The organism is Cupriavidus sp. TMH.W2 (genome assembly GCF_050847365.1).
Classification (GTDB): Bacteria; Pseudomonadota; Gammaproteobacteria; order Burkholderiales; family Burkholderiaceae; genus Cupriavidus.
Window position 1 is genome coordinate 1,523,807 of record NZ_CP193792.1, and the last position, 20,620, is coordinate 1,544,426.

Genomic DNA, 20,620 nt, shown 5'->3' on the forward strand with positions numbered 1-20,620 from the left:
TTACTGGGCAGACGGGGAGGCCGGAGCGGCCTGGCCGATCTTCTGCAGGTCCGTGCGCAGGCGCTCGGACAGGGCCGGATCCTTGAGGATCTTCTCGAGTTCACGGCGGAACATCGCGTTGTCGAGCAGGTTCGACTTCAGGTCCCGCAGCAGATTGCGAGCGGCCATCAGCGCACGCAGTTCCGGTACCCGCCCCGCAACGACTTCTGGCTTGAAGTCATCCATGGACCGGAAGTCGAGATCGACTGGCAGTTCCGTGCCATCGCCGGTCAGCGTGTTCTCGACGGCGATCTTCGCCTTCGGATTGAAGTCGGCAAGCACCGCGTTGAAGTTGTTCTTGTCGATCGAGACCTTCCCGCGCTCGGCCACCGCCCGGCCGTCCTGGCCGCTGCTGTAGTCGCCAATCACCAGCAGCTTGAGCGGCAGCTCGACCTTCTTTTGCGCACCACCGGTATGCAGGTCAAGCTTGATGTTGACCCGTGCCTTGGGCACTTCATTCTGAAAGCTTTCGGCCATTCTTCATTCCTCTTCTTTGTCTGAAATCAACGGTTGTGGATGTTTGAAGTCGCGGTGATGGCGAGATCGCTGCGCCACTAGGACGGAATTTCTAACATGGACGATACGGTCCGTAACATAGGACATTACTTATTCTTCAATTGAAATTTACTTTGTAATTAATGAAGTGCAATAAAGTGCAATATTTGAAGAAAAGGGATACCGGCTTTAACAATTTGGAGTTACCGTGCGGCGCAACGGGCATTGTGGCGAGCGATGGTTTGCAGCCGTGGCAGGCTCGTGCTGACAACGGGACTGAACGATGGCGAATCTGGAAAGAGGACTCGAGACTTGCGGCAATGCGCTGCTCAGGCACATCACGGGGCGGCAGGCATACTTTGTCGATGTGCCCGGAACGGCCAGCGCCACGGCGCTGTCGGTCGTTGCCTTCGAGGCTGTCGAGCGCCTCGGCGATCCCTACACGGTCACCATCCAGCTGACCCATCCGCTTGCACTGGATCGCGCCGACTACCTCGGCAAGGCAGCGGCATTCCGGATCGAGCCTGACGACGGCACCGAAGCACGGCAGTTCGCAGGCTGCATCACGCGCTTCAGCAAGACCCGGCAGCCCCATGACTTCTGCGGCTACGAGGTCGTCATCGAACCCCTGGTCGCGCGCCTGAAGCTCACGCACGCCAGCCGCATCTACCAGCACCAGACCGCCCCCCAGATCATCGAGGCCATCCTGCGTCGCCATGACCTGCGCGGCCACCAGTTTGCCTTCAAGACCCGGCGAAAGTATCCGCAGCACAAATTCCGCTTCCAGTACCAGATGTCGGACTGGGCCTATATCCGGCTCCTGATGGAGCAGGAAGGCCTGTACAGCTACTTCATGCCGGGCAAGTTCGGCGAGATGGTGGTGTTTGGCGACGACATCGACCATTACATCTATCAGCCGGAGCTACGAGTGCCGTACCGGGAGACGGCTGGCCTGGAGTCTGGCGTCGAGGCGGTGTCCGACCTGAGGACCCATACCCGGACGGTGGCCGAGTCTTTCCGCGTGGCTGACTACAACCCCGACCAGGCCTATGAGCGCTTCGAGGCCGAGGCCCACCTTGCCCGCAAGGACAAGACCACCTATGGCCAGCCCTATGTCTATGGCACGCACCATCTGGACCAGGCTGGTGCCCGGTGGGAGGCCCAACTGCGTCACGAGGCGGCGCTTGCCGGGCAGGTCGTCTACGAGGGCGAGAGCAACGTGCTGGCACTACGCCCGGCGCGCATCCTGCGCATGGACCATGCGTTGCCCGATGCCCCCAACGGCCAGGTGATCACGGAAGTCATCCACAGCGGCGCGCGCGATGCCGCGTACCGCAACACCTTCAAATCCATTCCCTCGGACCGTCGTTACCGGCTGCCGCTTGCCGAGGACAGGTGGCCAAAGATCCACGGCACGCTGAGCGCGCGGGTCACCTCGCCGGCCCGGTATAAATACGCCTACCTGACCCAGGACGGGCGTTACACCGTCCGCTTCGACCTGGACTTCGATAGCTGGCCCAACGGCGGCGAGAGTGTGCCACTGGCGCTGGCCAAACCGTTCGCCGGTGCGCTGAGGACCGGCTTCCACTTCCCGCTGGTGGATGGCACCTACGTGGACGTGGCCTTCCGCGACGGCAATCCCAACAAGCCGTATATCGCCCATGTGCAGCACAACAGCCAGCACATGGACATCATCACCAGCCAGGACCGCTGGCAATCCCGCAACTTGATCCAGACGCAGAGCAACAACAAGTTCCGCATGGAGGACCGGGAGGGGCAGGAGGGAATGAAATTTTCCACCGAGTATGGCGGGAAGACGCAGTTGAACCTTGGCTACCTCGTTGACCACAAGAAGCAGAAGCGGGGGGATGGATTTGAGTTGCGGACCTCGGGGTGGGGGGCGATCCGGGGTGGGAAGGGGTTGCTCCTCTCTGCCGACGACCAGCCAAAGGCCGAGGGCAAACAACTCGACATGCAATCGGCGCTCAACCAGTTGCAGGTCGCGCTGGCCCAGGCCGAAGGCCTGGGCCATGCCGCGCAGCTTGCCAAGGCGGAGATTGCCGACCTGAAGTCAGAGAACTTGTGGCTCAAAGACAGCGTAAACGCGCTGAAGCAGGCGGTGATGGTGCTGTCCGCGCCGGCCGGCATTGCCGCAGTCACGCCGGACCGCGTGGCGATTGCCGCAGGCAAGGACGTCAGTGTCGCCGCCTCGGCGGGTTTCCATGTCAATGCCATGAAGAACATTGCCATGGCTGCAAGCGGCGCCTTGTCATGCTTTGCTCAAAAACTTGGCATCAAGCTGTTTGCAGCCCGAGGCAGCGTTGAGATTCAAGCGCAGAGCGATGCAATGCGCCTGCTTTCAGATAAGGACTTGACAATCACAAGCGCGCGCGGGCGCGTTGTCATCGAGGCCAAGGAGGAATTGCTGCTCAAATGCGGCGGTTCTTACCTGCGGATGTCATCGACGGGCATTGAAGATGGTACCCGAGGTGATCGATCATTCAAATCTGCATCATTTCGTCGCCAGGGTCCGAGTTCACTTTCGCAGGCAATGAACACGTGGAAACACGCAATGTTCAATGATGCCTATGTGGTGCGCAATCCTTCCACAGGGGAGCCGCTAGCCAATGCGAATGTGGCCCTTCTGCGTGAGGATGGGACCCATCTGAAAGTGGCAACGGACGCGGCGGGACGAACCCCACTGCAGAAGAGCCTATTTGTCGAGCCAATCAGAATCCGGCTGCTGGGCTAATCCCGGATACCACAAATCGAGTTAGTGCCATGGCTGATACCCAATCCATTCTCTACCAGAGTATCGTCGACGACGACGGCGATCAATATTGTTCGGCGACCTTGACCCCAACTGAGGATCAGCGCGAGAAGATTGTCCTTGCCAAGCCCTATGTAATCCCTATCCTCTTCCTCCCCGGCATCATGGGTACCAATCTGAGGAAGAAGGAGGGAAAGACCATCGTCTGGCGTCCACCCAACGCAGACCTGCGTGGCGCGGCTGATCTGATCGCCCAACTCTTCAGCTATCTGTTCAAAAACACGAAGGATCGAGCCGGTGATCTGGCGACGGATACCGTCGAAGTCGATCCCAGCGGGCCGATTGATCCTGGTCAGAGTGGGCTGCCGAAGAACGTATTGGTGGGACGCGGTTGGGGAGCGTTGATGCGCTCCTCCTACCATCCGTTCCTGGGCCAGCTTCAGCACTTGCTGAACTCGCTGGCCGAGTATGACTTCGAACATAACGTAGCCAACTTGAAGAATTGGGCAGCGGAGTGCGGGCAGGATGCCCCGAGCGAATGGGGAGCATCGGGTGGTGAGGCGCTGACTCGAGAAGAGATACTCCATGCAGCCACCTACCAGTTCGATGTTTGGGCTGGCGGATACAACTGGCTGCAAAGCAATCGTGACTCGGGGGCAGCGATTAGGGGCCTGATCGAGAACACGATTCTTCCCTACTACAACGAGGGTCAGACCGTTGTTGCCCAGGACACTCCGGATGGAAAAGGAAACAATGAGTGCCGTATTCGACGCAGCAAGCCGAATCGTCCGCTGGCAGAGAAGGTGATCGTCGTTACGCATTCAATGGGCGGGCTGGTGAGCCGCGCACTGACGGAGATCCATCAATGTGACAAGGTGCTCGGCGTTTCCCATGGTGTGCAACCGGCTACCGGGGCGCCGGCTACTTACAAGCGAATGCGGGCGGGCTTTGAAAGCGCGGAGCAGATCTTCCTTGGACGCAATGCTGCAGATGTTGTCGCCATTCTCGCCCAGGCGCCGGGAGGACTCGAGCTGTTGCCGACTGCTGACTACAACGGAGGAAAACCTTGGCTGATGGTCCGAGATAGGGCCACCGGAAAGGATATCCTGCATCCATTGCCTCAGAAGGGCGATCCTTATGGCGAGATCTATCGATCGCCGGCATGGTACGGCTTGGTGCCTGATGGAAATCTACGCTTAATGAATCCTGCAGAGCGCGATATGGTCAGCACTTCAGATAGCGGTTTTAGACCGGATGAAGGGTCGCCGCGGAAGTCGATGAATGACGTTATTGCCAAAGTACGGGAGTTTCACGAATCAATCGAACGGCGATATAAGGAGCCAACCTACGCCCACTACGGCTCGCAAGGGAAGAGGGACGTTGAGAGTGGCAAGGGAGGGTTGCTTGGAACCGGAATGTTTGCGAGCGAACACCGATTCACTTGGGGGGAGGTGGCTTGGGAGGGAAGAGGCTTTGGCGCGCCGGATCGGGCTGAAGTTCGTGTTGTCAGTGATGATGGAAACGGTGCATTGAGGACATCGTGGGGGCTCAATCTAACTATTGGCGCACCTGACTGTCCGGGGGATGGCACCGTTCCGTACTATTCGGGCGCGGCTCCGGGTAGGGCCGGTATTGAGATGAGTTTCGCGCATGGTCAAGGTAATTCCGGGCAGCACAATATGGACTTCTGCTACGACCATCAAGGGAGCTACAGCGACGCATCTCAGCGTTCGCTCTACGCCACGATGTTTGCCATCGTCAAGATCGCTCAAGGTGCGCAATGGCACAAGAGGGAGTCGAAATGAAGAAGCCATGGAGGACCCGTGCAATCGGTCGGCATCTGATCGACTTGCCGGCAGGCGCGAACACCATTGAGAGCTATTCATACAACAAAGTAAAGATCCAACCGCTGGTTGGGAGATTCACGGCGGAACTCTTTAGCAAGTTGGTTGCTCAAGAAGAACGAGCACTGCGGGCCACTAAGCACGCGAAGCATGGCAGCATGTTTATCGACCGAGTCTCCCACGAAAATCAGGCTGTCACGCTGATCTCTTGGAATAGACCGACCGGGGAAATACTGTATCGCTTTGATACCTATTTTCTCGCCGGGTCGAGGGCGCTGAAGTACTCCGGAGATGTTGATCCAGATCGAAAGCAATCTGCTTTGACTGTGCGGGAAGAATTGTCCCGAGAATGGCGCCAGATTCCCGATGGCGAAGCCCATGCTGGGATTGGCTACGTGGCTGATGACGCAATTCTGGTGGATAAGACTTTGAACCTGGAAAGCTGGCGCATGGCCATTCAACTGGCTGGCAGGCCGGATGTGTCATTCACCGTAACAGCTTACACGCAGCGCACCGTCGAGCCCGGACTGCGGGCGCGAGCAGGCGGGGTGCTCGCGACGCTGCTCGGTACAGTAGCAGGCGTCGGTCAATTGCGAAACCGTGAACGGCCGGTCGGCCCTATTCAAGCCGATGAAATCCTCATTGCAGGGACGCAGGATGGTAAGCGCACCTATGGTTTCAAGTGGGAAGCGCCAGGCAAGGCGGACTCATTGGCAGAGCCCAACCTGAATGTGTCGTTGCAAGTTGGGGAGAGTGCGTATTCCACGAACAAGGAATCGTTTTCCAGCGACGAAGAGGCGCTGGAACTATGGGATACGGTGGTTGATTCGCTGCGTCTGCGTCCGGGGGCTGTATGAAGGTACTATCTCGCCGCCGAGTCCTTTGGACATTCGCTGCTGGCTCACTTGCATTCCCGGCTTCGGTTTTTCCTTCCATTTGCCGACGCGCTCCATCGGTGGGTGATGTTATGCACTACTTGTGTGAGGAGATCTTTCCGTCCGCTCACCAGCGGCGAGACGATTTGCTTAACAGGTCTGAGCGTCGGTATTCGCGGTAAGTGCCAAGGTACGTGCAGCGGGCGGATTGGAAACAGTTGTTATCTCGTCTGATTTGATGAAGGCAAAGCATGGCTGTTGATTTTTCGCTTCTACCCAAAGAAGTTGCGATTCCGGAAGATCCACCCTCGCGGCTATTCTGGGGAGTGACCTTCATTCTGATGGCCATCGGGTTCGGGGTGGCCGTTCTCTTGCTTTGGCCGGAGCACTTGCCGACGAATACCTGGCGCTTCTGGATAAGCCTCATCTTTTTTCCATCGGGTGTGGCTGGCTTGGCAGTACTTCGACGCTATGCGATTTATGAGGGTCACAGACTCGACGTGTTGATGCGCAATGAGGCCGTCCGTGACTATAACGCGGGCATCTTTGAGGTGGCAGTGCATCCTTTGGCCATAGTTTGCACGGCCTATCGATTTTCTGCTGACAGGACTGAGAATGCTACGCAGAGCATTCAGTCCGGCACGGTAAGACTGGAGTCCCAGAATCCGGTCTTTAGCGAGAGCGATCCCATCCAGGCGCGCTGGCTGCTCGTGCCAGGAGTGGAGCTCAAAACCGGAGCAAGGAGAGACGACGAGACGCGCCATATGAAGGTAGTGCATTGGCTATTTTTGGAACTACTTGAGGAACTGGCTGAGAGTCTTGCATCGCTGCCATCACCGACTGATCTCGGCGTACATGTCTGGGTGTCAGGTGGATCGCCTCGCAAGGACTATCTGGAACTCTGGCGCAAGTGTTGGGCGGAACGCCGGCTTCGGCGAATGCATGTGATTGACGATGCGAATCCCGTGAACCTCGGTGCCGTTGACAGCTGGCTTGATCAACTTGCTGCCGGCCGTGAATGCGAGGCAAGGCTCTTCGTCACGATTCAACTCTATCCACTGCTTAGCGAAACGCCACCTGTCGGGGCTGCGGAAGCCGGTGTGGCTGTTCTGCTCATGCCAAGAGATCAAGCAACCCGGAATGAAGTGGCGTGCGAAGGCAATCTGCATCGCCCGGTTCAAGGGGCACCGGACCAATTGGATGGCGCGATATGTCGCGCGTTGCAGTGGGGCGGGATCGCTGCATCGCAGATTGGCGGTGGCTGGCAGACCGGTCTTGGTTCAGCGCAGACTGGCGTCCTTCGTGCGACCGCCTTGAAGCTGGAACTCAGTGTGAAGCCAACGGATTTGGATCAGACCGTCGGGCATGCCGGCATCGCCGCGCCCTGGCTTGCTGTCGCCTGCGGGGCAAAGTCATTGTCTGCCACTGCTCCCAATCAGATTCTCTTCTGTGGCCGGTTGGAAAGCGTGGATGCCGCGATTGTCCGTCGGGTGGAAGACGGGATGGAGCTAGGCTCAAATCTCTTAGAGTCGCTGGCGCCATCGGCAGAGACTTATCTCATTTGAAGGGTCACAAACAAGGAGCACATCTTGGTGAGACGCTACGACATCACGAAAGGGGCTTTAACAACGGCCGGTGGCATTGTCATAGGTGGGGATGGTAATGATCTCATGGAGGGGCAGGAGCAGGCCTATGAGAGTGACCCGGTTTGGTGCCCGATCTGCAAGACGGTCGGACGGATCGTCTGCGTGGGTCCACGCCTGTCGATGACCGGACCGGAGGGCCGTGAAGCGGCATTGAGCGACGACTTGTGTGTATGCCGCTGCATGCCTAGTCCGCTCCTGATTTCTTCACAGCATGCCTCGTATATGGATGTCTGAGAGGTATCGATGAGTATTGTTCGAGTGGACCTCTCAGTTGTCGGCCTGATACTTTGTACAAAGCGATGAAGAAACTGCAGCTAGACCTTGTCTCGATACTGATTGCTGCACTGCTTGCAATGTTGGCGATGTATTTCTGGGGGGAGTACGCAGGCATCAACACTCCCGAGGAGCGCAGTTGGTGGTTGTCGGTACTGGCAATTTTCGCATTGGTGCTGGCGGTGATTGCATCGCTTGACGGCTTTGGCCGCTGGATGGATGCCGTACGCGCGCTTGGAAAATGGCTGCATGTTCGTCAAACAGACACGGCGGGAACCACGCAGGGAAGCATTGCTGAAAACCAAAGCGCAGCGAGGTCTGCATCAGGTTCACTGAAGCAACTTCGCCGAGAGTTGCGGCTGGAACTGGGGTGGCGCTATCGTGAACGCAGGCCATGGTTGCTGCTGAGCGGGGATGACATGGCTATCACTGGGCTGCTGCCAGCGTTAGCCTCCCAAAGCTGGCTAGTCTCACCCGACGCGGTACTGCTTTTTGCTCGGACCGGCAAGGACGGCCACCCCGACACCGCCTGGCTAAAACAACTCTACAAAACACGCCGCCGCCGCCCGGTCGACGCAGTCGTCCTAACCATCAACGGCGACACCAGCTTGCCCGCGCAACGCCGGGGCACCCACGCCTACGGCGTGACGCTTGCGCGCATTACCGAGATTCTGCGCTGGTCCGCCCCGGTCTATGTGCTCGATGTCTCGAAAGCCGACACCGTAGCCAATGGCAATACCACTGTCATTGGCTGTGAACTGCAGCGAGACGCGGATGCAGCGGCAATCGACAAGGCACTGCAGGTCCTGCGCGACGAACTCGCCCAGCGTAGCGTGGCGCAACTGATCCGCAATGAGGCGGACCGCTATATGGGGATGCTTTCACAGCGGCTCGATACCAGTGCCAAGCCAATGGCCGAGTGGCTCGCGGGACTGACGAGCGGCCGGCACCGGCGATTTCCGGTTGCTGGTATCGTGTTCGCGCCATATCCGACAGGTGCCGCCACGGATCCGGAGGCGCAGCCCGGCGCTGATCTGCCTCTCTGGTCATATCTTGGGGACGCCGCCCGCCGTGAGCCGGGCCGTCGCACCCGCAGGCACCCGATGACCGTGCTCTCGGCCATCGGACTGGCGTCGGTTGCCCTGTGGACCATCGGCATGGCCTTGTCCGGCCTGCTGAACAGCTGGGATGTGCACGCGGCCCGGCAGTCGGTGACTGACCTCAATGCCGCACCTGACGCGGCGGCCCGGCTGCGGGCGCTTCTGGCCCTGCAGCACCAGATCGAGCGCTACGAATACCGCACCGGGCACCATGCACCGCTGGCGACGCGCTTCGGCCTGAACCGGGACGAAGCGGTCCTGGACGCCTTGTGGAAGCCCTATGCCCAGGCCAGCTGGCAGCTGCTGGCGACGCCGGTGCAGCAGGACCTGGAGGCGTCGCTGGTCGATCTTGCGCAGATGCGGACCACGACGCTCGACGAGCAGACCAGCACATGGGCACTGAGCGGTCACCAGGGGCTGAAGGCTTACCTGATGCTGGCCCAGCCCGAGCGTGCGGAGGCGGCGTTCCTGACGCCGCAACTGGTGCAGCACTGGTCCACCGAAGCGCGGATAACGCCGGGTGAGCAACAGGATCTCGCTGAGCGCCTGCTTGGCTTCTATGCCCGGCACCTGAAGGCGAACCCGGGCTGGGCCATCGCACCGCAGTCAGAGCTGGTGGCGGGAGCGCGCCAGACGCTCCTTGCGGTCATCGGACAGCGCAATGCCGGGGACACGATTTACCAGGGCATCCTGAGTGCCTTTGGGGAGAGCCACAGCAAGTACCCGGACCAGAGCCTGGCGTCGCTCACGGCCGGCACCGATCCCCGTGGCCTGCTGCGCGCGGCGACGACCGTGCCGGGCGTTTTCAGCCGCCAGGCGTACGAAGGCTACGTCGCGCCCGCAATCGAGCAGGCTGCCAAACGTACGGAGGTTGCCAGCGACTGGGTATTGCAAGGCTCCGCCGTTACCCAGCATGCAGGGGCCCGTTCCACCGAGGCGCTGCAAGCCGAGCTGACCGCGCGGTACTTCGCCGACTATGCCGAGCACTGGCAGGATTTCATGAACAGCCTGCAATGGGAGCCGGCACGCACGCTGCCGGCGGCGATCGGGCAGTTGAAGCTGATGGCGGATGCGCGCCAGTCGCCGCTGATCGCGCTGATGAAGGCGCTCCAATACCAGGGCGGGGCGGGGGCGCGCAAGGACAGCCTGTCCGATACGCTGGTGGCCAAGGCGCAGGATTTGCTGGACAAGCAGGCTGCGGGGTCCGAATCCCGCAAGCCGGATGCGGCTGGGCCGCTAGGTGCGGCGTTTGGCCCGGTGCTGCGGCTGGTGGGACAGGGCCAGACGGGGCCAGGCGCGAACGATGACCTGAGCCTGCAGCGCTTCCTCGACCGCGCAACGGCGCTGCGCCTGCGCCTGCAGCAGGCCACCAACAGCGCCGACGCCGACGCCCAGGCGCGCCAGATGGCGCAGGCGCTGTTCCAGGGCAAGGGGTCGGAGCTTGCCGATACCCAGGCCTATGCGCAACTGATCGCCGCCAGCCTGGGGAACCAATGGGCGGGCATGGGCGAGGCGCTGTTCGTGCGGCCTATCGCCCAGGCGACGCAGACGGTGCTGCAACCAGCGCAAGCCAGCCTGAACGATGCCTGGCGGCAGAGCATCGTGGTGGCGTGGGGCAGGTCGTTCGCCGGCCGCTATCCGTTTGCGGATACTGCCAATGATGCGTCGCTGCCCGAGCTGGCGCGCTTCCTGCGCCCGCAGAGCGGGCTGATCGGCGCGTTCCTCGGCATGCAGCTGGCCGGCGTGCTGGAACTGCAGGGCGATCAATGGGTGCCCGCGGCCACGGGTGGCCAGGCGCTGTCGTTCGATCCGGGCTTCCTGAAGGCAATCAACACCCTGCAGCGCATCGCCGCGCACATGCTGGCGCAAGGCGAGCCGCAGTATCGCTTCGAGGTGCGGCCGATCCCGACGCCGGGGCTGACCGACACGGTGCTGATGCTGGATGGCCAGAAACTGCACTACTACAACCAGCGCGAGACCTGGCAGGCGATGCAATGGCCGGCCGCCAGCCTGCAGGATCCGGGTACCCGGCTGCAATGGCAGACTGAGCAGGCGGGCACCAACAAGAACTATGAGTTCGGCGGGCGCTGGGGGCTGGTCCGGATGCTGGAGCGGGCGCAGGTCGAGCCGCTGGACAGTGCGACCTATGAACTGACCTGGCGCGGCGTGCCGGACACGCCCGAATTGAAGGCGAGTGCGGAAAGCAGTGCTGACAGTGATGCGGACAGCCTCACGGCACGGGCGGCGAAGCTTCCCGCGCCCGCGCAGATGTCCTATCCGATCCGCTACCAAGTACGTACCGAAGTCGGCCAGGGCCCGCTGGAGATGCTGGCGCTGCGTGGCTTCGTGCTGCCGACGCGCATCTTCACGGACGAGCGAAAGCAGGCCGTGGCCGGTAATGCCGTTCAGTTACGGTCTCAAGCCCTACCGTTATTCCCGCGCAGGCGGGAATCCAGCGTCTTTCACGTCCCCTTTGGGGATGAAGTCACTGGGTTCCCGCCTGCGCGGGAACGACAGTCGCTAACTGAACGGCATTAGGCCGTAGCCGGTGTTGTGCCCGGTGGGCGCACATAGGGACAGTCAGAAGGAACCCATGCTTACCAATCTCCTCAACGCGCTCTTCGGCACGCGCGCGCCCGCGGACCTTGCCCGCTCCACCCAGGCCCGCTGGGAGCCATGGCTGCAGCCGATCCGGCCGGATGCCGTAGTCGGCAGCGATCCCGGCTATGACGATGACTTCCTCGCCATCAAGGACGAGGTGGCGAAGCTGTCGGACCTCAACGATACGCTGATCATCGAGCTGGCCGAAAAGCTGCTGAAGTCTGCCGCCAAGGACGTGCGCCTGGCGGTCTACTATGTCTACGCGCGCATGCGGCGCGATGGCGCGGAAGGGATCAGCGAGGGCTTCGAATTGCTGTCAGCGCTGATCGACCGGTTTGGCGCCGGGCTATTGCCGGCGCGAACGGAAAGCCGCAAGGCGGCGCTTGAATGGCTGGCCGGGGCCACGTTCACCAGCCGGCTCGACCGCATGCAGGGACTGGCCGGTGGGCCGCTGGAACGAACGCTGTCGGCGCTGGCGTTGATCCTTGAGCGCACCGCACAGTGGCCGGAGGCCGGGCGGCCGGCGCTCGATGGGCTCTTCCGGCGGTTTGAAGAGCGGGTAGAGGGCGCTGGCGAATCCTCATCCGTCGCCTCAGCCGCGGATGCCGCTGCCGATCTGTCGAAGGCTGTCCATTACCCGCTCGCTTCGGTCTTGCCCACCGGCGGCGAGGTCGCTTCCACGCGCGAGCTGCTCGACCGTGCCCGGCAGATGGCGCTGTTCCTGCGCGAACAGCCACAGGGATACCTGGCCGCCTACCGCCTGATGCGATGCGTGCGCTGGGACACGCTCACCGAGGTGCCCCCGCACGAGACCAGCGGCAAGACGCGCTTGCCGGGGCCGCGCGCGGAATTGCGCGCACAACTCAAGCGTCTGATGCTGCAAAAGCAGTGGCCGGAGTTGCTTGATCGGGTGGAACAGGCTTTCGCTGAAGGGGCGAATCACTTCTGGCTGGACCTGCAGTACTACGCGTTTATCGGGCAGGAGCAGGCGGGCGGTGAGTACGAACCCGTGCGCGATCTGCTGGCGACCGATTGTGCATTGATGCTGGAACGCCTGCCGGGACTGGAGCAACTGGCTTTTGCCGATGGCACGCCGTTTGCCGATGACACCACGCTCGAATGGATCGCGCGGCATGCCACGGTACGGGACGTGGAGCGCGGCGACATGATGGCGCCGGTGTCGGTGGCTTCCGCCAGCACCGATTGGGCCGAAGCCGAGGCGCAGGCCGCCGATCTTGCCGCCCAGCAAAGCCTGGATGCCGCTTTCGCCTGGGTGCAGGGCTTGCCTGTGCCCGATGGCGGACGCGATCGCTTTATCCGGCAACTGGTGATGGCACGCGTGGCAGAGCGCGCCGGCCGCGCCGATACCGCCTTGCACCTGCTGGCTGCGCTGGACCTGTCCGCGCAGCGCTTTGAACTGGCCGCCTGGGAACCCTCGCTTGTGTTCGAGGCCAAGCAGCTACGGCTGCGGCTGCTCAGGGCGCGCATGAGCCGCAAGGACGCTGACAAGGCCGCGTTGGCACAGCGCGTGGAGGCCCTGGTGGGTGACCTGACCGCAATCGACCCGGCACGTGCCGTGGCCCTTTCCTGAGTCGCGCGAGGCAACTGTCCCATGAACCATCCCACTCAAGACAACGAGATCCTGCGCTACTACGAGGCGGAAATGCGTTACCTGCGCGAGGCCGGCAAGGAGTTCGCCCAGGCGTTCCCCGACCGCGCGCGCATGCTCAATATCGACCGCATTGGTGAACGTGACCCGCATGTCGAGCGCTTGTTCGAAGGCTTCGCCTTCCTGATGGGCCGCTTGCGCCATAAGCTCGACGATGAATTGCCGGAGCTGACCGAGGGGCTGGTCAGCATGCTGTGGCCCCATTACCTGCGCATGATCCCGTCGCTGTCGATCCTGGAACTGTCGCCGACCCCCGGCGCGCTGCAGCGGCATGAAACCCTGCCGGCCGGGCTGGAGGTGATGTCAGACCCTGTCTCCGTGGGCAGCCAGGCGGCAGGTGGGGGGGATACCGTCGAGTGCGTCTACCGGACCACGCAAGCGGTCGATCTGTATCCGCTGCGGCTGACGGAGGCACAAGCCTATGCGCGCGAGGACGGGCGCTCTGTGATCCGCCTGCGGCTTGAATTGCGGCAGCAAGGACGGCGCGAGCAATGGCAGGTGCCGCGCCTGCGCCTGTATCTGCATGCCGACCGGCCGGTGGCGCTTGCGCTGTATGCCGCGCTGACCGCCGAGCCGCTGGCCATGCAGGTGCGGGTACCCGGTGCGCCGGCGGACCGGCCCGGCGCACCGCAGCCGATGCCGGGCCTGCGCCTTGAGCCCGCGGGCTTTGCGTCCGGGGAACGCCTGTGGCCCAAGGCGGACAACGCCTTCGGCGGCTACCAGCTGCTGCTGGAGTACTTCACGTTCCCAGAGAAATTCATGTTCGTCGATCTGCTCGGGCTGGACATGGATGCCATCCCACCCGATGCGGAGCATGTCGACGTGGAGACGGTGCTGGCCAGGCCGTTCCCGGACGATATGCGTTTCTCGGCCGAGAACGTGCGGCTGTATTGCACGCCCATCATCAACCTGTTCGAGCTGGAGGCGGATCCGGTTTCGGTGGCGCATCAGGAAACCGAGTATCGGGTGCGCGCGATGGAGCAGCATGGGCACCACGTCGAGGCCTATTCGGTCGACAGCGTGCGCGGCTTCGAGGTGGCCAGCGGCGAGCGCTTTGAATACGCGCCGTTCGCTGCCTTCCGCCACCGCGGCGGCATGTTGCGCCATGAGATGCCGGAGCGCTACTTCCACACCCGCATGCGCCGTGGTCCCTCGGGCAGGTTCGACACCTGGGTGGTGCTTGGCGGGCATGCCTGGGAGCGGCAAGCGGATTTGCTCCAGGAGACACTGTCACTGTCGGTCACTGGCACCAATGGCATGCTGCCACGCAAGGGCTTGCGCGAGGCCGGCATCACGCGCATGCGCGGTGGCTTCTCCAATATCGGCACGGTGCGCAACCTGACCGCGCCGACGCTGCCGGTATACCCGCCGACCAGCGACCGCTTCCACTGGCGCGTGCTGTCGCATCTTGCGCCCAACTACCTGTCGCTGCTCGATGCGGAAGTCCTGCGCGGCAGCCTGGCGCTTTATGACTGGACCGAGGGGGAGCTGAACCGGCGGCGCATCGATGGCATCTCGGACGTGCGGCATCGCCCGCTGCAGAAGCTGGTCAAGGGCGGCTTGCTGCGCGGGGTGGAGATTGAGGTGGTGCTGGACAGCACCCGCTTTGCGGGCGACGGCGACGTGGAGCTGTTCGGCGAAATGCTGAACCGGTTCCTGTCCCTGTACGCCGCGGTGAACCTGTATACGCGGCTGGTGATCGTGTCGCAGCCGAGTGGCAAGCGGCTCGCATGGCCGGACAGCAAAGGCGAGGGGGCACCATTTTGAGCATGGAATCCGCTGTAACGGCCGGCTCGGCCGGCGCCCTGCTGGAGGCGCTGCTGGCCGCGGCGCCGCAGATGAATCTCTTCCGGCTGTGCGAGCTGATCGAACTGTCGGCGCCGCGGCAGCCACCGCTTGGCACTACGGATTCGCCGGGCAATGAGCCGGTGCGGTTCCGTTCGCATGGGCCGCTGGGTTTCCCCGCGCGCGAGGTCGCAGCGGTGGAGCGCGACAGCGATCATCCCGGGCGGCCGCCGGTGATACGCACGACCTTCCTCGGACTGTATGGCGTCGATGCGCGGATGCCGGCTTATTTCACCGATGAGATCGCACAGCGCCGTGACGGCGCCGAGCCGCTGGCGGCGTTCCTCGATTTGTTTCACCACCGGATTGTCACGCAGTTCTACCGGGTCGCGCGCAAGTACCGCTACCCGGTCGGATTCCGGTCGGGCGGCAATGACGATGTGTCGCGCTGCCTGCTGAGCCTGCTCGGGCTGGGCCTTGGCCGGGCGGACGGTCAGGCACCGGTGGAGGGTGACGTCGGCACGCGCAAGCTGCTGTCGATGCTGGGACTGGCCAGCCAGCGCACGCGCACAGCCGAAGGGCTGGCGGGCGTGCTCCGGCATGCCGTGCCGGACGCGCACATCGCCGTGGAAGAGTTCCATCCCGTGTGGGTGCGCATCGATACGACGGAGCCCATGCCGCTGGGCGAGAACTGCGTGCTGGGCCGTGGCTTCTTCGACCGTGCCAACACCGTGCGCGTGGTGATCACGCCGCGGACCAGCGAGGGGGTACTGGGCCTGATGCCAGGCTGCGTGCTGCATCGCGAGGTGACTGCCCTGCTGCGCTTCTATCTTGGCTACGCGGCGCAAGCGCGCCTGGAGATGCAAGTCGACGCCGCGCTGATGCCGGCGCCGGCGCTGAATTCAGACAAGGTGAGCCTTGGCTACACGACGCAACTGAGGCGAGGCGCCGGTTCGGACAGGATGACCCGCGTGCAACTCGGCACCTGGACCGGGCACGGCCCGGCAGCGGCAATGTCGCACTGAGCCGCTGACGGGCAAGATCGATGCAAACCAGCAAGACAGGATTCAGATGATGAAACGGCAGATTTGGAATCAGGGCGCGGTGCTTGCCGCCATCCTTTCGCTCGCGGGATGCGGGGTCGGGCAGACGGTCAAGGATGGCACGGTCGAGGCAGCGAAATGGGCTTTCACGACCCAGGTCAAGACCATGAACCTGGACCTTGCCAGCCGCGCGTCGCTCAATCCCAGCGGCGCTGGCCAATCGCTATCGACGGTTGTGCGGGTCTACCAGCTGAAGTCACCGCAGACGTTTGAGCAGCTCAGCTACGCGCAACTGCAGGCGAACGATCTCGAATCGCTCAAGCCCGACCTGCTCGCCAGCCGCGACGTGGTCTTGCGCCCCGACACGAGCGTAAGCCTGAGCGAGCCGATGCACGCCGACACGGAATATGTCGGCGTGGTGGCGTTGTTCCGCAGCCCGGACAAGGATGCCATCTGGAAACTGCTTGTGCCGAAGCAGCAGTGGAAGAAGACCGATCCCGTCAAGATCGAGGTGCGGGACAGCGCGCTGCAGCTGGCGGGCTGACGGCTTACTGCGCCGCCTGCTCCGGAAACACCGGCTCACCCAGATTCAGCATCAACCGGTTCGCCCACGCAAAGATGGCGACCGAGTGGATCAGGTCCAGCATCTCCGCATCCGTCACGCCAGCTTCGCGCAGCGGCTTGAGCTGCCCGGCATTGACCTGGGCCGGCTGCTCGGTCAGTTCGATCGAGAACTTGGCGATTGCCTGTTCGCGCGCGGTGGTGCCGGCCGTGTAGGGATCGTCGAACACCTGCTGAATCACCGCGTTGCGCTTGGCGAGCTGTTCAAAGCGCTGGGCATGGACTGACGCGCAGTAGACGCAGCCGTTGATGCGGGACACCACCGTGCTGGCCAGTTCGCGCTCGGCGCGCGGCATGCCGCCCGGGGCGTACATGATGGCGTTGAAGGCGGTGGAGCGCTGGCGCAGGATCTCGGGCTGGTGCACGAGGAACAGGTAGTAGTCCGATACCTTGGCCTTGGGGTGGCTTTCCTCCAGCACCGCTACCTGCTCGGGCGTGGCGCTGTCGACGGATACCACGTCCAGCCAGGCCTTCCAGTCCAGCACTTCGTTGGTGAAGCCACGCGCGCGGATCGGGTTCTGCAGCAGGGTGCCTGCCGTGGCGGGCGCGGCCGTGGTGGCCGGGGTGCCGGCGCCCAGTGCCTGCATCGCCTTGAGTCCGGCCACCAGGCGCACCTGGTAGGACAGGAAGGCGATCAGTTGCGCCAGCGTGACCACGTCGGGCGTGGCAAGGCCGGCGGCGGGCAGGGTCTTCAGCGCAGCCTGGTCGCCTTCCACCGGGCGCTCGCTCAGCGTGCGGGTGAAGGCCAGGATGGCGCGCAGGCGCGCATCGGCGAGGGTATCGGGGTTGGCCTGCTCGACCAGGGTAACCAGCGCGGCGTCGGCCTCGATGGCCTGCAGGCGGGCACGGTAGTGCGCCACCAGGCCGGCGGCGCCGGCCAGGCGGGCGGCGTAGAGCGCGACCAGCAGGCGCTCGGCGAGGGTCAGGCCGGGCAGGGCGGGATCGAACAGCCCGTTGTAGCTGCCCTGGGTAGAGGCCACCACCTTGTCGCGCGCGTGACGCAGCGTGTGGATGGCGGAGCCGGCGGCCAGGCCGGAGACCTGATCTACCACGTCAGTGGCGGCAGCGTTGGCTTGGGTCATATGAAGACTCCCGGAGTGTCGAAGGTTTCGTTGTGGTGTTGCCGCAGCCGTGGGCGTCAGTCCCCGGCGGCTTGCTTGCGCGCGGCCACCGGCTTGTTCTTCAGAGCCAGCGGAGTGAGGGTGCCTGTCAGCGCTCTCATGGCGCCGGCGTCCATTCGTCGCCGAACACTTCGGGCTCGGCGTAGGCTTCCAGGTTGGCGTAGTGGATCTCCACGTCTTCCTGGTACAGCAGCCCGGCGATGCCCTGGCCCAGCCGGCGCGCGCCGTCGCTGATGGCCGGAATGTCGCCCGACACCGTGCCGTGCGACAGCGCGGCCGGATAGCAGAAGCAGTGGATGCGCGACAGCCCGGGGCAGGCGCCGGGCGTCTTCTCGATGAACTCGAAGGCAGGGCCCAGGTCCGGCGAGTCGGCCAGCTCCTGGTCTTCCTGGCCGGGGCGGGGCGTGTAGCGGTCGCGCCAGTAGCGGATTTGCGGGGCGAAGGCAGCAAACTCTGGCCGGGTGTCCAGGGCGATGCGGAAGCCGGTGGAGAAGACCAGGAAGTCGAGCTCGAATACGCCCTTGGGCGTAAATACGCGCAAGCCTTCGCCATGCGGCTCGATCGCTTCGATCGGGCAGCCCAGGTGGAAGCGCGCATTGGCATGGCGCGAGACCCGCAGGGTGCTGCCGCGCGGCGGCGGCACTTGCTGCGCGTTGATGTAATGGCGGATGCGCCATTTCCATGCATCGGACAGCATGGGGTGGCCGTGGACCAGGCCGGGGCTGCCCGCGCCCTTGCCCTTGTTGACGCGCGGGATGTCGGCGCGGCGGATCAGCATTTCCACGCTGGCGGCGCCGGCTTCCAGCGCGGTCGCCGCGCTGTCCATGGCCGACGCGCCCGCGCCGACCACGCCCACGCGCTTGCCGCGCAGCGCGGCATAGTCCATCTCGTCGGACGAATGCGCCCACAGGTGGCGCGGCAGTTTGGCCGCCACCGGCGGCAGGTAGGCGCCGCCCAGGCCGTCGCGGCCGGTGGCCAGCACCACGCGGCGCGCCAGCACGGTCTGCGGGCCATCCGGGGTCTGCATCGACAGCGCTATCAGTCCGTCCGGGCGCGGCACGATGGCATCGACCCGGTGTTCATTGCGGATATCCAGCCCCAGCACCTCGCGGTACCAGCGCAGGTAGTCCATCCACTGCAGCCGCGGGATCTTGTCCAGTGCCTCCCAGGCGGCTGCGCCGAACTGGGCCTCGAACCAGGCGCGGAAAGTCAGCGCCGGCAGGCCCAGCGCGGGGCCGGTCAGTTGCTTGGGTGAGCGCAGCGTTTCCATGCGCGCGGTGGTGGCCCACGGGCCTTCGAAGCCGGCCGGGGAGCGGTCGAAGGCGCGCACGCGGATGCCGAGATGCGTCAGGGTCGCGCTGGCTGCCAGCCCGGCCATGCCGCCGCCGATGACAGCGACGTCCAGGACTTCCTGGCCGTCCTGGCTGCGCGGGACGGTCCAGGCCTTGGCGGGCAGTTCCAGCCAGGACAGGTCCTGGCGCAGGCGTGCCTCAAGCGCGGCGAGGCCGGCGGCAGGGGTAGGGGCGGAGGCGGATAGGTCAGTCATGGCTTGGAAGTCCGGCGTCTTGTGAGAGCGTGTCAGCGTCGCCGCTGGCATCGCCGTAGAGCGACTGCAGCAGCGCACCGTGTTCGGCGGGCTCGCGCCGCACCAGGTCGGGCAGGAGCGCGGCGGCGGCGTCGGCCACGGCCTGCACCAGCCCCAGCACCGCCGTGCTGGCGGGGCGGGCCTGCGGCGTGATCACGCCGAAGAAAAAGGGAATATCGGCATCGATGGGCCGCACGGCGATATCGGTCAGCGGCAGCCCGCGCGCGGTCACGGGTTCCAGCACGGCGATGCCCAGCCCCGCACGCACCAGCGTGAGCGCGCTGATCGAGGTATTGGTGTCGATCACGGCTGCTGCCGGCACGCCGGCGCCGGCCAGCGCGCGGTCGACGCGGCGGCGCAGCCGGTACGGGTTCTGCATGGTGACGAGGCGGCGCCCGCGGCAGTCCTGCAGGGCGATGGCAGGCTGCGCCGCGAGCGGGTCGTCGGCACGCACCGCCGCCACGCAGGCGGACTGGCCGATCCAGTGCACGGTCACGCCGCGGTGTTCCAGCGGCAGGCTGTTCAGCCCGATATCGGCGGCGCCGGTCAGGACCGCGTGCACCACCTGTTCCGGCGACAGGTTCTGCACCGACAGCCGTTCCGGCGCGCACAGCCCGCGTTCGAAGGCCAGCGCCAGCGCCGGCGGCAGCAGGCCTGCCGCCAGCGCCGGGGTTGCGGCGATGCGCAGGGGCCGGCCATCGCCGCGCGCCAGGGCCGCGGCGCGCGTGCGGATCTGCTGCATGCCGGCCAGCGTCTGCTCGACTTCGTCATAGAGCAGGAAGCCTTGCTCGGTCGGGCTGACGCGCGGGCCGCTGCGGGTGAACAGGGCAAAGCCCAGTTCGGCCTCCAGCTCCTGGATCAGCCGGGTGATGGCCGGCTGCGAACGGCCGAGCAGTCGCCCGGCAGCGGTGACGCTGCCAGTGGTGACCACTGCGGCGAAGGCTTCCAATTGCCGGATTTCCATGGGGGCGCACTTGGAAAGAATGTGTAATCCGGATTCTTACGCCTTCATCATGCAAATAACAAATACTATTTCTGGATAAGGACATGCGCCAGCTATGATGTAGCGATGCCGGGCGCACACCGGCCCACCATCGGGACAGACGTTTTGGCTTGGATCCGTGGCAGTCGGGAGATAGGGCGAACAGGGCGC

Annotated in this window: 14 protein-coding genes; 10 read left to right on the forward strand and 4 right to left on the reverse strand. The window is 63.9% G+C overall.

Going from position 1 to position 20,620, the window contains the following annotated elements; translation table 11 throughout:
• Complete coding sequence (tssB, locus tag ACREYQ_RS07050; protein ID WP_432260035.1) at positions 1-516, reverse strand: type VI secretion system contractile sheath small subunit; 516 nt, start codon at positions 514-516, stop codon at positions 1-3.
• Between the two features lie 301 nt (positions 517-817).
• Here tssB and ACREYQ_RS07055 point away from each other — a divergent pair, with 301 nt between their 5' ends.
• From ACREYQ_RS07055 to tssJ, 10 genes are all read left to right on the forward strand, one after another.
• The gene (locus ACREYQ_RS07055) at positions 818-3,286 is read left to right on the forward strand and encodes a type VI secretion system Vgr family protein (protein WP_432260036.1); all 2,469 of its coding nucleotides are present in this window, start codon (positions 818-820) and stop codon (positions 3,284-3,286) included.
• A 29-nt stretch (positions 3,287-3,315) separates the two neighbouring features.
• Entirely contained in the window at positions 3,316-5,109 is a 1,794-nt protein-coding gene (locus ACREYQ_RS07060) for a hypothetical protein (protein ID WP_432260037.1), read from the forward strand.
• A complete protein-coding gene (locus tag ACREYQ_RS07065; RefSeq protein WP_432260038.1) occupies positions 5,106-6,005 on the forward strand; it encodes a T6SS immunity protein Tli4 family protein in 900 nt (299 codons plus the stop codon). The genes ACREYQ_RS07060 and ACREYQ_RS07065 overlap by 4 nt, the downstream gene beginning before the upstream one ends.
• Before the next feature lie 269 nt (positions 6,006-6,274).
• Positions 6,275-7,588 carry a hypothetical protein gene (locus ACREYQ_RS07070; RefSeq protein WP_432260039.1) on the forward strand — a complete coding sequence of 438 codons (1,314 nt, stop codon included), beginning with the start codon at positions 6,275-6,277 and terminating at the stop codon, positions 7,586-7,588.
• A gap of 27 nt (positions 7,589-7,615) precedes the next feature.
• Positions 7,616-7,903: a PAAR domain-containing protein gene (locus ACREYQ_RS07075; protein WP_432260372.1), complete on the forward strand. Its 288-nt coding sequence runs from the start codon at positions 7,616-7,618 to the stop codon at positions 7,901-7,903.
• A 65-nt stretch (positions 7,904-7,968) separates the two neighbouring features.
• On the forward strand, positions 7,969-11,580 hold the full coding sequence (locus ACREYQ_RS07080; RefSeq protein ID WP_432260040.1) for an ImcF-related family protein: 3,612 nt from the start codon (positions 7,969-7,971) through the stop codon (positions 11,578-11,580).
• Positions 11,581-11,635: 55 nt separating this feature from the next.
• Positions 11,636-13,234 (forward strand): type VI secretion system protein TssA, encoded by a 1,599-nt coding sequence (tssA, locus tag ACREYQ_RS07085; protein ID WP_432260041.1) that lies wholly within the window; start codon positions 11,636-11,638, stop codon positions 13,232-13,234.
• 21 nt (positions 13,235-13,255) lie between these two features.
• Complete coding sequence (tssF, locus tag ACREYQ_RS07090; RefSeq protein ID WP_432260042.1) at positions 13,256-15,079, forward strand: type VI secretion system baseplate subunit TssF; 1,824 nt, start codon at positions 13,256-13,258, stop codon at positions 15,077-15,079.
• 2 nt (positions 15,080-15,081) lie between these two features.
• Entirely contained in the window at positions 15,082-16,122 is a 1,041-nt protein-coding gene (tssG, locus tag ACREYQ_RS07095; protein WP_432260043.1) for a type VI secretion system baseplate subunit TssG, read from the forward strand.
• 49 nt (positions 16,123-16,171) lie between these two features.
• Positions 16,172-16,684, forward strand: a complete 513-nt coding sequence (tssJ, locus tag ACREYQ_RS07100) for a type VI secretion system lipoprotein TssJ (protein WP_432260373.1) — start codon at positions 16,172-16,174, stop codon at positions 16,682-16,684.
• Positions 16,685-16,688: 4 nt separating this feature from the next.
• On the opposite strand, the gene ACREYQ_RS07105 is transcribed toward tssJ, so the two are convergent.
• From ACREYQ_RS07105 to ACREYQ_RS07115, 3 genes are all read right to left on the reverse strand, one after another.
• On the reverse strand, positions 16,689-17,843 hold the full coding sequence (locus tag ACREYQ_RS07105) for a CMD domain-containing protein (protein WP_432260044.1): 1,155 nt from the start codon (positions 17,841-17,843) through the stop codon (positions 16,689-16,691).
• A 136-nt stretch (positions 17,844-17,979) separates the two neighbouring features.
• Entirely contained in the window at positions 17,980-19,428 is a 1,449-nt protein-coding gene (locus tag ACREYQ_RS07110) for an FAD-dependent oxidoreductase (RefSeq protein ID WP_432260045.1), read from the reverse strand.
• Positions 19,421-20,431, reverse strand: coding sequence for a LysR family transcriptional regulator (locus tag ACREYQ_RS07115; RefSeq protein WP_432260046.1), 1,011 nt, complete (start codon positions 20,429-20,431; stop codon positions 19,421-19,423). The genes ACREYQ_RS07110 and ACREYQ_RS07115 overlap by 8 nt, the downstream gene beginning before the upstream one ends.
• Positions 20,432-20,620: the final 189 nt, after the last annotated feature.